Raw genomic sequence first — 13,531 nt, 5'->3', positions numbered from 1 at the left:
GCAGACGGGCTCATGACGCAGATCGGTCGTTTGTTGATGGCGATTGTCGCCTGCGCCCTGCTGCCGGTCACGGCATGCTGCGCCGCCGAGACCGTCAAGGTTGCGGTGCAGAAGACCGGGACCTTCGCCTGGGAGCTGGGGGTGATCCGCGCCCACCAGCTCGACAAGCAGGCGGATATCGCGATCGATGCGGTCGAGCTGGCGAGCCCGGAGGCCGGCAAGATCGCGCTGCGTGCCGGCAACGCCGACATCATGGTATCGGATTGGCTCTGGGTGTCGCGCGAGCGTGCGCTCGGCGCCAAGCTGACCTTCTATCCCTATTCGAGCGCGCTCGGCGCCGTGATGGTGCCGGCGGCCTCGCCGATCAAGACGCTTGCCGATCTGAAGGGACGCAAGCTGGCGGTGGCCGGCGGCCCGCTCGACAAGAGCTGGTTGCTGCTGCAGGCCACGCTCAAGCGCGACGGCGTCGACCTGAAATCGCAGGCGACCATTACCTACGGCGCGCCGCCGCTGCTGGCCGCCAAGCTGGCCGACGGCGAGATGGATGCGGGCTTGAACTACTGGAATTTCTGCGCGGCGCTGGAGGCCAAGGGCTTCCGCCGGCTCGCCGGGGTCGAGGACCTGCTGCCGCCGTTCGGTGCCAAGGGCCGCACCGCGATGATCGGCTACGTCTTCGACGAGGACTGGGCCGCCAAGCACCGCGATCTCGTGGCACGCTTCCTGTCCGTCACGGCCAAGGCCAAGGAGATCCTGGCGACATCCGACGCCGACTGGCAGACGATCGCCCCGCTGACCGGCGCGCAGGACGACGCTACCTTGCGCGCCTATCGCGACCGCTATCGCGAGGGCATTCCGCGCCGGCCGATCGCCGAGGAAGAGGCCGACGCGCGCATCCTCTATGGCGTGCTCGCTTCGATCGGCGGCCGCGATCTGGTCGGCCCGTCTCCGGAGCTCAGTCCCGGCACCTATTACAGGGCGGATGCGAGGGATTAGTGCTGCGCTTGTTGTCCTTTGCGCTCCTGCTGGCCACGTGGTGGATTGCCGCGGCTGTCGCCGGCAGCGCCAAGCTGCCATTGCCATCGGCCGTGCTTGCGGTTGCGGTGGCGGAAGCGCGGTCCGGCGCGCTGTTTCTGCATCTCGGCGCCACGCTCGCCCGCGTCGCCCTCGCTTTCACGCTGTCGATGGCACTCGGCTCGGCGATCGGCTTTTTGATGGGGCGCAGCCAGCTCGCCAACCGCCTGGGCGATCCCTGGCTGATCCTGCTGCTCAATCTGCCCGCGCTGGTGGTGATCGTGCTCGCCTATATCTGGGCCGGTCTCACCGAGGTCGCAGCGATCGCGGCGATCGCGATCAACAAGCTGCCGACCGCCGTCGTCACCTTGCGCGAAGGCGCCCGCGCGCTCGATCCATCGCTCGACGAGATGGCCAAGGTGTTCGCCTTCCCGCGCGGACGCATCCTCCGCCATGTCCTGCTGCCGCAACTTGCGCCTTATATTGCGGCGGCCGCGCGCTCCGGCCTGTCATTGGTCTGGAAGATCGTGCTGGTCGCCGAGCTGCTCGGGAGGCCCAACGGCATCGGCTTCGAGATCGGCGTCGCCTTCCAGCTGTTCGACATTCCGCTGCTGCTCGCCTACTCGCTCAGCTTTGCCGCCGTGGTGTTGGTGATCGAGGCCGTCATCGTCCAGCCGTTCGAGCTGCGCGCATCGAGGTGGCGGCTCCGTGCGGCTTGAGGTCGATATCAGGTCCAAGAGCTACACCAGCGCCAATGGCAAGCGCCAGGAGGTGATTGCGGGCATTGCCTTTGCACTGCAGCGGGGCGAGGTCGGCGTCGTCGTCGGTCCCTCGGGCTGCGGCAAGAGCACGATGCTGCGGATCCTCGCCGGTCTGGACAACGACTATGAGGGCCACGTCGCACAACCCGCCGGCGCCCGGCTGGCGATGGTGTTCCAGGAGCCGCGGCTGCTGCCGTGGCGCTCCGTCGAGGACAATGTCCGGCTGGCAGCGCCCGGTGTCGCCGAGGACAGGCTGGCCGCCATCTTCGGCGTGCTCGAGCTCGAGGGACATCGCAGCCATTTCCCGGGTGAGCTGTCGCTTGGCCTCGCCCGCCGCGTCGCGCTGGCGCGGGCGTTTGCAGTGGAGCCGGACTTCCTGATTCTCGACGAGCCGCTGGCTTCGCTCGACGACGCGCTCGCCGCGCGGCTGCGCGAGGAGATCGCGACGCTCGTGGCCTCGCGCCCGATGATCACGCTGCTGGTCACGCACAGCATGGACGACGCGGCACGGCTCGGCGACCGGATCTTCCTGCTGTCCTCGCGCCCCGCCCGTCTGCTTCATTCAGTCCCGATCGACCTGCCGCGCGCGCAGCGCAACAACGACGCGGTCGCGGCAATCAAGGCCAATGTGGCGCGACTGGATTTTTCCGTGTCATAGTCACGGCAAAGGACATCGGACTCCAGGGAAAACGCCATGAGACGCGCATTCGCCGTGACGGCGATCATTCTGTTCGGCATCCCGCTCGCGACCGCCGCACAAAGCAAGGGCATCCGGCTCTGGAATCTGACCACCGCAACGATGACCGGCTTTCAGCTCTCTCCGGCCGGCCAGAACAACTGGGGACCGAATCAGACGCTGAACGACAAGGACAAGGAGCTCGATCACGACGAACGGCTGAAGCTGACCGGAGTCGAGCCTGGGCGCTACGACGCCAAGGTGAGCTATGCCGGCGAGCGCCAATGCGTCGTTCGCGGCCTCGACATCGCGGCCGACGCCGTGGTCCCGGTGGCGGACAAGGACCTCAAGGAGTGCACGAAATAGGCAGCCAGCGCGCCTGCGGCAAAGCCGGCCTCAGGCCTTGTCGTTGCTGTGCGGATATTCGCAGCGCCACCGCACTGCAGTCCATTTCGGGTGCTCGCCGATCCACTGGGCGATGTAGGGCGGCGCCTTCATCGCGCATTGCTGCAGCGAGGCGCCGCCATCGGCGAAAACGAGATGCTGCTCCTCGCAGGTGGCCGGAGACAGGACTGCGCAGACGGTGATGACGAGATCGATGGAGCTCATGGCTCGTTGTCCTTCGATAAGCCTGAAACAGCTTATCTGAAACTACGACATCCGGCTGCATCAGTTTCTCCGCACGCGACAAATTATGCAGCGGAACCAAGGCTGGAACGACGATCCCTGGGCAAAGCCGCCCCGACTCTTGATCCGAACCGGCAGATCGGCTGCAATGGAATCGGTCGATCGACCTCAAAAAGAGCGAATGCGGAGGAAGCAGATGCCCAAGGTTCTCGTACTCTACAAGACCCCCAAGAGCGCCGAGGCGTTCGACAAACACTATATGAACGTCCATGTGCCGCTGGCGAAGAAGATTCCCGGTCTGAAGAGCTACGATATCAGCCGCGGCCCGGTGAATGGGCCGGGGGGGCCCACCAACCTCCACCTCGTCGCCACCCTGGTATTCGATTCGATGTCGGCACTGCAGGCAGGGATGAGCTCTGCCGAAGGCAAGGCGGCGGCGGGCGATCTGCCCAACTTCGCCGATGGCGGCGTCGATCTGTATATCTTCGACACGCAGGACGTCTGACCCTTGGACGGTCCTCAGGCCGTCACCAACGTTCGGCGGCGTGCCCGTCATATCCGATCGGCCGACAGGCCGGTCGCCGGGACGATCTCGCGGATCGTCCATCGAATGGATCCGCCAAGCCAGTCAGAAGCGAATGGCGCACCTCGTGGCTTGGCAGATCGCTACGCGTTACTTGCGCGCCGCACAGGCGTACATGTTGATTTCCATGCCAACCGGCACTTCGACGATCTTCGGTGTCTTCCAGGCCATTTCAAGCTCCCAAGTTCGACTATCATTGACTGGCGCATTGCTCGCGCCAAGGCCGAAGCTAGGATCGCGTTCGGAAGAACGCAAGGCTCGACCGTCGCCGGCGGATCCCTATGCAGATGTCGCGTAGTTGACCCGACAACGTTCCGCCGCAATCGCCGCCCGCCCGTCTCCGGCTGCTCGACGCAGGCATCATCCGCCGAGGACGAGCGCCCGCAGCATCCGCTCACGCACCGCCCGGCTGCACATAGCAGAACACATACCGATTGCGGCTCAGGAAAATGATGCCGTGCCCCGTCGGATTTCCCTTATCCCACTTCAGCTTGTGATCCGGGACCTCGATTTCCGTGCCGACATCGACATGCGGACGGCCACGCGGCTCATCGGGACGGTCGTCGGTGATGATCGCATAGGTCTTGCCGTCGCGAACATGGATCTCATCGGCAAAGTAGGCGTCGGCCTCGCCGCAGCACGATGCCGTCGGCACGTCAGGCTGCATCAGCGCCTCGTACCATTGGCGCAACGCCGGATCGACCGCTCCCCACTGACCGAGATCACGCGCACTCGCACTCACCCAAAGGCAACAAAGCATGCCGAGCCAAAGGATGGTTCGTCTCATCCGCCTACTCCTCTGTTATCCCGGCATGATGCAGTGAAGCAATGTTCGTGCCGCAATGCAGCATGACGGCGGTGCCATTTTGCCGATCCCGATCGGTGAGCGGCGCAACGGCTTGGCGCTATGCCCGAATCGAGCGAGGACGGCTTCCCGATACGCCGAGGGCGGTTGCCAGCTTTTCGTATTGACGGTTCCCGATTTCGAGCGGAGTGTTGTTCCCGCAGCGTCAGGATAGGCGCGCATAAAAATCTCGGAGGAAATGAATGAAGCGGATCGCGCTGGCCGCAGGCCTCGCCCTTTTTGCATCACATGGTGCAAGCGCGCAGAGCGCCGATCAGTTGGTCAAGGGTGCAACTGATACGGCGAACGTTCTCAACTACGGCATGGGCTACAATCTGCAGCGGTTCAGCCCGCTCAACCAGATCAACAAGGACAACGCCAAGCACCTGGTTCCGGTCTGGAACTACAGTTTCGCCGATGACCGCAGCGAGGAGTCGCAGCCGCTGGTTTACCAGGGCGTGCTCTACGTCACGACCCACAACGCGACGATGGCCGTCGACGCCAAGACCGGCAAGCAGATCTGGAAAAGCAAGATCGACTATCCTGCCGAGACGCCGCGCGTGGTCTGCTGCGGCATCATCAACCGCGGCGCCGCGCTGTACGACGGCAAGCTGTTCCGCACGACGCTCGATGCCAACGTCATTGCGCTCGATGCCAAGACCGGCAAGGAGCTGTGGCGCCAGAAGGCTGCCGACATCAAGGAAGGCTACTCGATGACGGTGGCGCCGCTGGTCGCCGACGGCGTCGTGCTGACCGGCATCTCCGGCGCCGAGTTCGGCACACGCGGCTTCATCGATGGCTGGGACCCGGCGACCGGCAAGCATTTGTGGCGCACGCACACGGTGCCAACCCCGGATGAACCCGGCGGCGACACGTGGAAGGGCGACACCTGGAAGCTCGGCGGCGGCTCGACCTGGATCACAGGATCGTACGATCCCGAGCAGAACACCGTGTTCTGGGGCGTCGGCAATCCCGGACCGTTCAACGCGGCGGTGCGCCCGGGCGACAACCTCTACACCTGCTCGGTGCTCGCGCTCGATCCGAAGACCGGCAAGATGAAGTGGCACTTCCAGTTCTCGCCGAACAATCCGTTCGACTACGACGCGGTCGCGGAGATGGTGCTCGCCGACATGAACGTCGAGGGCAAGCAGACCAAGGTGCTGATGAACGCCAACCGCAATGGCTTCTTCTATGTGCTCGATCGCACCAATGGGAAGCTGCTCGCGGCCAACCCCTATGTGAAGGTGAACTGGGCCTCCAGCATCGACCTGAAGACGGGCAAGCCGGTCGAGACCGATGTCACGCGTGATGCGCGCGAGGGCAAGAAGGTCACGGTCTATCCGTCGATTCTCGGCGGCAAGAACTGGGAGCCGATGTCGTTCAATCCGCAAACCGGATTGGCCTACGCCAACACGCTCGTATTCGGCGGCCACTACAAGACCGAGCCTGCGACCTACAAGGCCGGCGAGTGGTACCTCGGCATGGATCTGACGGATCTGTGGGATTGGCCGGAAGGGCCGCGTGGTCAGCTCAAGGCCATCGATCCGATGACCGGCAAGACCAAGTGGGAGCAGCCGAGCGACATCCCGCGCTTCTCCGGCGTGCTGTCCACGGCAGGCGGCGTGGTGTTCTCGGGCAAGCTGACCGGCGAGTTCGAGGCTTTCGACGCCGATAGTGGCAAACAACTCTGGCAGTTCCAGACCGGCTCCGGCATCGAAGGCCAGCCCGTCACCTGGCAGCAGGATGGCGTGCAGTATGTTGCCGTGACATCCGGCTACGGCGGCGTCTACTCGCTGTTCTCCGGTGACGAGCGCCTCGCCAACGTTCCGGCGGGCGGCTCGTTGTGGGTCTTCGCGGTCAAGAACTGAGTGCGGATCGCTCGTGAGACAGAATACGTTCATGAAAGCGGCGGCGGCCTTCGCCGCCGTCGTGGCGACGTCGGCCGTCCTGTCGACGGCCGCCCTCGCCCAACAACAAGATGACAGCGCGGCACACAGCCAGGTGGACCTCGGCAAGACGACGTTCGCCCAGAAATGCTCGCATTGCCACGGGCCCAACATGGTGAACTCCGGGACTATAACGCCGGACCTGCGCCGGTTTCCCGATGATCAGTCTCGTTTCGTCACCACGGTGAAGCAGGGCAAGAACGGCCGTATGCCGCCCTGGGGCGACATTCTCAGCGATGACGAGATCACCGCACTGTGGGCCTACGTCTCGAGCCGGAGAGCGCAGTGATGCGTCATCTCTGCTGTTGGCTGGCTGCCTTGATGATGTCGGCAATGTCGTCGGCGGCCTTGGCCGCTGACGACGTGCTGCGCATCTGTCTCGACGAAAATCTTCCGCCGCTCTCGGTCCATCATCGCGGCAAGCCCGGCGGCGGCTTCGATGTCCTGCTGGGTCAGGCGATCGCCGACCGCCTTGGCAGGAAGCTCGAGATCCAGTGGTACGAAAGCAAATTGGACGAAGATTCCAGTCCGGCGCTGGAGGCGAATGCGCTGCTATCGGACGGACGCTGCTCGCTGCTCGGCAGCTACGCGTTCACCCAGGACGGACTGGTCGCGCCCGGCGTCAAGACGGCCAAGCTGCCGGACTTCGATGGCGCCACGCGCGACGACCGCCGCCGCCGTGTTGCCCTCGGCACGCTGACGCCGAGCAAGCCCTACATGTTTTCGACCCTGACCGTCGTTCTCGGACCTTCCGCGAAACAGCGCCCGATTACCGACATCGGCGATCTGGCCGGGCTGCGGCTGGCAATCGAGAGCGGCACGTTGGCAGATGCAATCCTGATGACGTTCGACAAGGGGCGGCTGATCGACGACATCACGCATTTGATTCCGGCGCGGGATGATCTGCTCGGGGCGCTCGAACAGGGCAAGTTCGACGCGACCCTGCTCGATGGCAGACGTTTCGATGCGTATCGGGCCGCTCATCCCGACACCAAGCTGAGCGCGTCGGGGTACAGCTATCCGATTGGTGTGAACCGAGGCTATGTGGGGCTGGCCAGCTCTGCCGAGCTCATCGCATCGGTCGACAAGGCCTTGACGGAACTCCAGGCCTCGGGAGCCCTGGCGACTCTCGGCCAATCCGCAGGACTGACCTACCTTCCGCCGCGTCAGCCGGTGATTCTGGGCGACGCGTTCCAGAGGATCATCCGGAGCGGCGCACGCTAGCGGGGCCGCTCCCGGACCGCTCAGCGCGCGGCCGTCTTGTGAACCGACGACGGCACAACGCCGAAATATTTGCGGAAGACGCGGCTGAAGTGCGACGAGCTCGAAAAGCCCCACGAGAACGCGACATCGGTGATGGTCTTGCCGCTCTGCGTCTCCAGCTCCTGCCGGCAATGCTGAAGCCGAGCCCGCCAGATGTAGTCGCTGACCGTCATGCCACGGTCGCTGAAGACCATGTGAAGGTAGCGCTTGGTGCACCCCAGAGCCGCCGAAATCTGATCGATGCAAAGGTCAGGATCGCGCAGATGCTCGCGGATGAAGGCTTGAGCGCGGATATAGACCGCCTCGGGTCCCGCACGGTCCAGCATGCGATCGGCTTCACGCAGCGGCAGGAGCAACAGATCGATCAGCGATTCGGCGACGCCGACGGCCGAGTTGGGCGAAAGCCGGGTCGCCTCGTCGAAAGCGGCGTGGGTGACGTCATGCGCAATCCGGCCTGTCCCGCTCCGCGCAGACAGCTTGTATGCGGGCATTTTCTCCGACCGAAAGCCGCGCTCCTGCAGTAGCTCCTTCGGCACGATCACGACGTCATGGCGGGTCAGCGCGGGGCTGATGATGGTGTGCGGTGACGAGACGTCATAGGCGAGACAGTCGCCCGGGCCGATCTCGATCTGGCGGCCATCCTGCTCGAAATAGGACGTCCCATAGGTCTGGAACAAGATCTTGATGTAGGGATGTGCCGCCTTTTGCGCACGCGCATAGGTATGCGCAATACGGTGCTGACTGGCCTCGATCTGGCAGAGCTTCAGGCGCGACACCGTCGTGAAATTGATGCGCCCCTCGAATGAAGCCCCCTCCAGCGGATCGACATCGAAACGTCCGCACAGGTCGGTCAGTGCATCTGACCAACGCTGGATCTGGCTCTTCGGTGAAAATCCCGAAGTATTAAGCGAGCGGATCGTGTCGGACATGTTTCATCCACCGATTCATGATCGAAACGCAACGGGTCCGCCGCAGGACGGCGAACGAGACTGCAGCAAGATTGCTCCCATTTTAAGGCCGCGGCTTTCGCGGCGCACTTCGTTCCATAACGCGCCCCGCGTGATCCTCCGCCTTCGTCTCTGTAAGGTCAAGGGAAACGTCAACCTTCGGTGGAACCATGGTGTCGCAAATTGATGCTGCGCAGCAAGAATGGCGCTCATGTTGCGGACCAGCAAAGCAAAATCTCCTTCAAAAACTTCTATTCGCTTCACTCTTGAGCAAGCTCTTTTCTCTTTTGGGCAAGTTTCCCGGTTGGGAAGTGGATATTCAATGATGCCGAAAACGAATACTGGGCCGCGTGCTGCGGAACCTCAGTTGAACCCGGGAGGAAAGACGATGCGAAGAGTGCTACTCGCAACATGTCTGACGTCAGTCGCGGCGCTCGCCGCGGGTGGCGCATGGGCCAGCGATGAGCTGGCCAAGATGTCGGCCAACCCGAAGGACTGGGTGATGCCGGCGGGAGACTACGCCAATACGCGTTACTCCAAGCTCAACCAGATCAACGCCCAGAACGTCGGCAAGCTGCAGGTCGCGTGGACCTTCTCCACCGGCGTGCTGCGCGGCCACGAAGGCGGACCGCTCATCATCGGCAACATGATGTATGTGCACACGCCGTTCCCGAACAAGGTCTATGCGCTCGATCTCGCGCAGGACAACAAGATCGTCTGGAAGTACGAGCCCAAGCAGGATCCGAACGTCATTCCGGTGATGTGCTGCGACACCGTCAACCGCGGCGTCGCCTATGGTGACGGCAAGATCTTCCTGCATCAGGCCGACGACAAGCTGGTGGCGATCGACGCCAAGACCGGCCAGCACGTCTGGACCGCCGTCAATGGCGATCCGACCAAGGGACAGACCGGAACCTCGGCTCCGCTCGTAGTGAAGGACAAGGTGCTGGTCGGCACGTCCGGCGGCGAGTTCGGCGTCCAGTGCAGCATGACCGCTTACGACATCAAGAGCGGCAAGCAGGTCTGGAAGGCATACTCCGAAGGTCCGGATGACCAGATCCTGTTCGACGCCAACACCACCGCGCTCGGCAAGCCGGTCGGCAAGGACTCGAGCTTGAAGACCTGGCAAGGCGATCAGTGGAAGACCGGCGGCGGCTGCACCTGGGGCTGGATTTCCTACGACCCGCAGCTCGACATGGTCTATTACGGGTCGGGCAATCCCTCGACCTGGAATCCGAAGCAGCGTCCCGGCGACAACAAGTGGTCGATGACGATCTTCGCCCGCCATGCCGACACCGGCGTCGCGAAGTGGGTCTATCAGATGACGCCCCACGACGAGTGGGACTATGACGGCGTCAACGAGATGATCCTGTCCGACCAGTCCATCAACGGCCAGCCGCGCAAGCTGCTCACGCACTTCGATCGTAACGGCCTCGGCTATACGCTCGACCGTGCCACGGGCGAGCTGCTGGTTGCCGAGAAGTACGACCCGAAGGTGAACTGGACCACCGGCGTCGACATGGACAAGAACTCTGCGACCTACGGCCGTCCGAAGGTTGTCGATCAATACTCGACCGACAAGCAGGGTGAGGACGTCAATACCAAGGGCATCTGCCCGGCGGCGCTGGGCACCAAGGACGAGCAGCCGGCGGCCTACTCGCCGGACACGCAGCTGTTCTACGTGCCCACCAACCATGTCTGCATGGACTACGAGCCCTTCAAGGTGAGCTACACCGCAGGTCAGCCCTATGTCGGCGCGACCCTGTCGATGTACCCGCCGGCGGGTGACACCCATATGGGCAACTTCATCGCCTGGGACGGCAAGACCGGCAAGATCGCCTGGTCGAACAAGGAGCCGTTCTCGGTGTGGTCCGGTGCGCTCGCGACGGCCGGCGGCGTGGTGTTCTACGGAACGCTCGAAGGCTACCTCAAGGCGGTCGATGCCAAGACGGGCAAGGAGCTCTACAAGTTCAAGACCCCGTCCGGCATCATCGGCAACGTCACGACCTACGAGGCCAACGGCAAGCAGTACGTCGCCGTTCTCTCGGGTGTCGGTGGCTGGGCCGGCATCGGTCTCGCGGCGGGTCTGACCGATCCGACCGCCGGCCTCGGTGCCGTCGGCGGCTACGCCGCGCTGAGCAACTACACCGCTCTCGGTGGTGCGCTCACCGTGTTCTCGCTGCCGCAGTAAGCCAGGTACCTGCCTCCGGCGCATGGATCTCATCCATGCGCCGGTTCGCCTGTTCCAAAAAATTATGGGAAAACGCCCTTGCGTAGAATCTGGTTTGCGGTCGCCACGGCTCTGAGCCTGGCAACCGGCGGGATGACTGTCGCCGAGAATGCCTGGGCCGAAGGTCCCGGCGATGCCAAGGCGGTCAAATCCGAGGACGGGAAATACTTCGATAAGGATGGCATTCCGACCTACAAGGTGGCCGCCGACGGAACGGTCGACTGGTACACCTACTCCGGATACCGCCGCTATCATTCCGAATGCCATGTCTGCCATGGCCCCGACGGCATGGGATCGACCTACGCCCCGGCGCTCAAGGACTCGGTCAAGAACATGAGCTACGGCGACTTCATCGGGACCATCGCCAGCGGCCGCAAGAATGTCAGCACGTCGCAGGAGAACGTCATGCCGGCCTTCGGCGACAATCCGAACGTGGCCTGCTACATGGACGATCTCTACGTCTACCTGCGCGCCCGCGGCGATGATGCGGTGGGCCGCGTTCGCCCCGCCAAGCATGAGGACAAGCCGCCAGCCTATACGGAAGCGGAGAACTCCTGCATGGGCAAGAAATGACTGACGACGAGGACCGCGCCTGGACAGTTTCCCTGGACAGGGTCGCGGGCCTGACAGACTGAAACAGGAGTTTGAGACATGAAGACGCGCGCCGCGGTCGCTTTCGAAGCCAAGAAGCCGCTGGAGATCGTCGAGGTTGACCTCGAAGGGCCGAAGGCCGGCGAGGTGCTGGTCGAGATCAAGGCCACCGGCATCTGCCACACCGATGCCTATACGCTCGACGGTTTCGACAGTGAGGGCATCTTCCCCTCGATCCTCGGCCATGAGGGCGCCGGCATCGTGCGCGAAGTCGGCCCTGGCGTGACCTCGGTCAAGCCCGGCGACCACGTCATTCCGCTCTACACACCGGAATGCCGCCAGTGCAAGAGCTGCCTCAGCCGCAAGACCAATCTCTGCACCGCAATCCGCGCCACGCAGGGCAAGGGCCTGATGCCCGACGGCACGTCGCGCTTCAGCTACAAGGGCCAGGCCATCTATCACTACATGGGCTGCTCGACCTTCTCCAACTTCACCGTGCTGCCGGAGATCGCGGTCGCGAAGATTCGCGAGGACGCGCCCTTCGACAAGAGCTGCTATATCGGCTGCGGCGTCACCACCGGCGTCGGCGCGGTCGTCAACACGGCGAAGGTCACGCCCGGCGCGAACGTCGTGGTGTTCGGCCTCGGCGGCATCGGCCTCAACGTAATTCAGGGCGCCAGGATGGCGGGGGCCGACAAGATCATCGGCGTCGACCTCAATGACGGCAAGGAGGAATGGGGCCGCCGCTTCGGCATGACCCATTTCGTCAACCCCAAGAAGGTGACCGGCGACATCGTCCAGCACCTGGTCGCGCTCACCGACGGCGGTGCCGACTACACCTTCGACTGCACCGGCAATACCACGGTGATGCGCCAGGCGCTGGAAGCCTGCCATCGCGGCTGGGGCGAATCGATCATCATCGGTGTCGCCGAGGCCGGCAAGGAGATCGCGACCCGCCCGTTCCAGCTCGTCACCGGACGCGTCTGGAAGGGCACGGCGTTCGGCGGCGCGCGCGGGCGCACCGACGTTCCCAAGATCGTCGACTGGTACATGAACGGGAAGATCGAAATCGACCCGATGATCACCCACACGCTGAAGCTCGAAGACATCAACAAAGGCTTCGACCTGATGCATGAGGGCAAATCGATCCGTTCCGTCGTCGTGTTCTGACCCCAAGCACGCAAAACTGAGGAGGATTGCGCCATGACTGTCCACATCCATCCGTCCGTCGATAACGGCGTCAAACAGGGAAGCGGCCATTTCGCCGGCGGCACGCTGGTCTGCAAATGCCACGACCGGCCGGTCAAGGTCGGCATCAAGGGCGATGTCGCGCATAACCACGCGTGCGGCTGCACCAAATGCTGGAAGCCCTCCGGCGCGACCTTCTCGGTCGTTGCAGTGGTGCCGCGGCAGAACGTCACGGTGCTGGAGAACGGCGACAAGCTCAAGATCGTCGATCCCTCCGCCGTCATCCAGCGCTACGCCTGCACCGGCTGCGGCACGCACATGTATGGCCGCATCGAGAACACGGGTCACCCGTTCTACGGCCTCGACTTCATTCACCCCGAGCTGTTCCAAGAGCAGGGTTCGGCCGCGCCGGGCTTTGCGGCCTTCGTCTCCTCGGTGATCGAGTCGGGCGTGAAGCCGGAACAGATGGGCGAGATTCGGGCGCGATTAAAGGAGCTGGGGCTCGAGCCCTATGACTGCCTGTCGCCAGCCCTGATGGATGCGATTGCCACCCACGTGGCGAAAGCAAAGGCGGCCTGACGGCCGCAACGTAACCAAGCGTACAACTGAAGCGTTCCTTCCTGAAGACTTGGTGCCTCGCCTGCCCCACGCTGGCGAGGCATTCTTTTTTGCCGTCGTTTCTTTTTTTCCCGTCGTTTTGATCTGGCGGCCGCCATTGTCGCCGGCGCATCGTCCTTGTTCCGCGTTTGCATTGCAGCGGGCCGCGCACGGCGTGCACCTGCTCTGCCAACACACGCGCCTGTGTAGACCGATGCCTGTCCCGGTCTGCTATCGTGAATCGTTTTCCGACAACTTCCAATTGAT

At 63.5% G+C, this 13,531-nt stretch carries 16 protein-coding genes; 12 read left to right on the top strand and 4 right to left on the bottom strand.

Annotated features, from left to right (window positions below; genetic code table 11):
* Positions 1-12 precede the first annotated feature (12 nt).
* The 4 genes from ACQR10_RS07925 to ACQR10_RS07910 are packed head-to-tail and all read left to right on the top strand — an operon-like array spanning position 13 to position 2,814.
* The gene (locus ACQR10_RS07925) at positions 13-993 is read left to right on the top strand and encodes an ABC transporter substrate-binding protein (protein WP_316179907.1); all 981 of its coding nucleotides are present in this window, start codon (positions 13-15) and stop codon (positions 991-993) included.
* Positions 993-1,730, top strand: coding sequence for an ABC transporter permease (locus ACQR10_RS07920; RefSeq protein ID WP_315803720.1), 738 nt, complete (start codon positions 993-995; stop codon positions 1,728-1,730). Before ACQR10_RS07925 ends, ACQR10_RS07920 begins: the two co-directional genes overlap by 1 nt.
* Positions 1,720-2,430, top strand: coding sequence for an ABC transporter ATP-binding protein (locus ACQR10_RS07915; RefSeq protein ID WP_316217006.1), 711 nt, complete (start codon positions 1,720-1,722; stop codon positions 2,428-2,430). The genes ACQR10_RS07920 and ACQR10_RS07915 overlap by 11 nt, the downstream gene beginning before the upstream one ends.
* A 36-nt stretch (positions 2,431-2,466) precedes the next feature.
* On the top strand, positions 2,467-2,814 hold the full coding sequence (locus tag ACQR10_RS07910) for a hypothetical protein (protein WP_316217007.1): 348 nt from the start codon (positions 2,467-2,469) through the stop codon (positions 2,812-2,814).
* A 30-nt stretch (positions 2,815-2,844) separates the two neighbouring features.
* Here the strand turns inward: ACQR10_RS07910 and ACQR10_RS07905 are convergent, their stop codons facing one another.
* Positions 2,845-3,057 carry a hypothetical protein gene (locus ACQR10_RS07905; RefSeq protein ID WP_315713207.1) on the bottom strand — a complete coding sequence of 71 codons (213 nt, stop codon included), beginning with the start codon at positions 3,055-3,057 and terminating at the stop codon, positions 2,845-2,847.
* Between the two features lie 214 nt (positions 3,058-3,271).
* On the opposite strand from ACQR10_RS07905, the gene ACQR10_RS07900 reads away from it, so the two are divergent.
* Positions 3,272-3,580: an EthD family reductase gene (locus ACQR10_RS07900; protein ID WP_315803723.1), complete on the top strand. Its 309-nt coding sequence runs from the start codon at positions 3,272-3,274 to the stop codon at positions 3,578-3,580.
* 168 nt (positions 3,581-3,748) lie between these two features.
* Here ACQR10_RS07900 and pqqA read toward each other — a convergent pair whose 3' ends face one another.
* Both pqqA and ACQR10_RS07890 read right to left on the bottom strand, forming a co-directional pair.
* A complete protein-coding gene (gene pqqA / locus ACQR10_RS07895; protein WP_009031067.1) occupies positions 3,749-3,829 on the bottom strand; it encodes a pyrroloquinoline quinone precursor peptide PqqA in 81 nt (26 codons plus the stop codon).
* A 223-nt stretch (positions 3,830-4,052) separates the two neighbouring features.
* The gene (locus ACQR10_RS07890) at positions 4,053-4,445 is read right to left on the bottom strand and encodes a hypothetical protein (protein ID WP_315803724.1); all 393 of its coding nucleotides are present in this window, start codon (positions 4,443-4,445) and stop codon (positions 4,053-4,055) included.
* Positions 4,446-4,705: 260 nt separating this feature from the next.
* Here ACQR10_RS07890 and ACQR10_RS07885 point away from each other — a divergent pair, with 260 nt between their 5' ends.
* The 3 genes from ACQR10_RS07885 to ACQR10_RS07875 are packed head-to-tail and all read left to right on the top strand — an operon-like array spanning position 4,706 to position 7,672.
* The gene (locus tag ACQR10_RS07885; RefSeq protein ID WP_316217008.1) at positions 4,706-6,370 is read left to right on the top strand and encodes a methanol/ethanol family PQQ-dependent dehydrogenase; all 1,665 of its coding nucleotides are present in this window, start codon (positions 4,706-4,708) and stop codon (positions 6,368-6,370) included.
* Between the two features lie 31 nt (positions 6,371-6,401).
* Positions 6,402-6,737, top strand: coding sequence for a c-type cytochrome (locus tag ACQR10_RS07880; RefSeq protein WP_316217010.1), 336 nt, complete (start codon positions 6,402-6,404; stop codon positions 6,735-6,737).
* The gene (locus ACQR10_RS07875; RefSeq protein ID WP_316217077.1) at positions 6,737-7,672 is read left to right on the top strand and encodes a substrate-binding periplasmic protein; all 936 of its coding nucleotides are present in this window, start codon (positions 6,737-6,739) and stop codon (positions 7,670-7,672) included. The genes ACQR10_RS07880 and ACQR10_RS07875 overlap by 1 nt, the downstream gene beginning before the upstream one ends.
* A 20-nt stretch (positions 7,673-7,692) precedes the next feature.
* Here the strand turns inward: ACQR10_RS07875 and ACQR10_RS07870 are convergent, their stop codons facing one another.
* Positions 7,693-8,640 (bottom strand): helix-turn-helix domain-containing protein, encoded by a 948-nt coding sequence (locus ACQR10_RS07870; RefSeq protein WP_316217011.1) that lies wholly within the window; start codon positions 8,638-8,640, stop codon positions 7,693-7,695.
* Positions 8,641-9,046: 406 nt separating this feature from the next.
* Here ACQR10_RS07870 and xoxF5 point away from each other — a divergent pair, with 406 nt between their 5' ends.
* From xoxF5 to gfa, 4 genes are all read left to right on the top strand, one after another.
* Positions 9,047-10,849 (top strand): lanthanide-dependent methanol dehydrogenase XoxF5, encoded by a 1,803-nt coding sequence (xoxF5, locus tag ACQR10_RS07865; protein ID WP_316217013.1) that lies wholly within the window; start codon positions 9,047-9,049, stop codon positions 10,847-10,849.
* 132 nt (positions 10,850-10,981) lie between these two features.
* Complete coding sequence (locus tag ACQR10_RS07860) at positions 10,982-11,461, top strand: c-type cytochrome, methanol metabolism-related (RefSeq protein ID WP_316179903.1); 480 nt, start codon at positions 10,982-10,984, stop codon at positions 11,459-11,461.
* A gap of 78 nt (positions 11,462-11,539) precedes the next feature.
* Positions 11,540-12,649 (top strand): S-(hydroxymethyl)glutathione dehydrogenase/class III alcohol dehydrogenase, encoded by a 1,110-nt coding sequence (locus ACQR10_RS07855; protein ID WP_316217014.1) that lies wholly within the window; start codon positions 11,540-11,542, stop codon positions 12,647-12,649.
* 33 nt (positions 12,650-12,682) lie between these two features.
* Complete coding sequence (gfa, locus tag ACQR10_RS07850; protein ID WP_315713222.1) at positions 12,683-13,246, top strand: S-(hydroxymethyl)glutathione synthase; 564 nt, start codon at positions 12,683-12,685, stop codon at positions 13,244-13,246.
* Positions 13,247-13,531 lie beyond the last annotated feature (285 nt).

Source organism: Bradyrhizobium sp. HKCCYLRH2060 (genome assembly GCF_051168135.1).
GTDB lineage: Bacteria > Pseudomonadota > Alphaproteobacteria > Rhizobiales > Xanthobacteraceae > Bradyrhizobium.
This window is presented reverse-complemented; position numbering and strand designations above follow the sequence as displayed.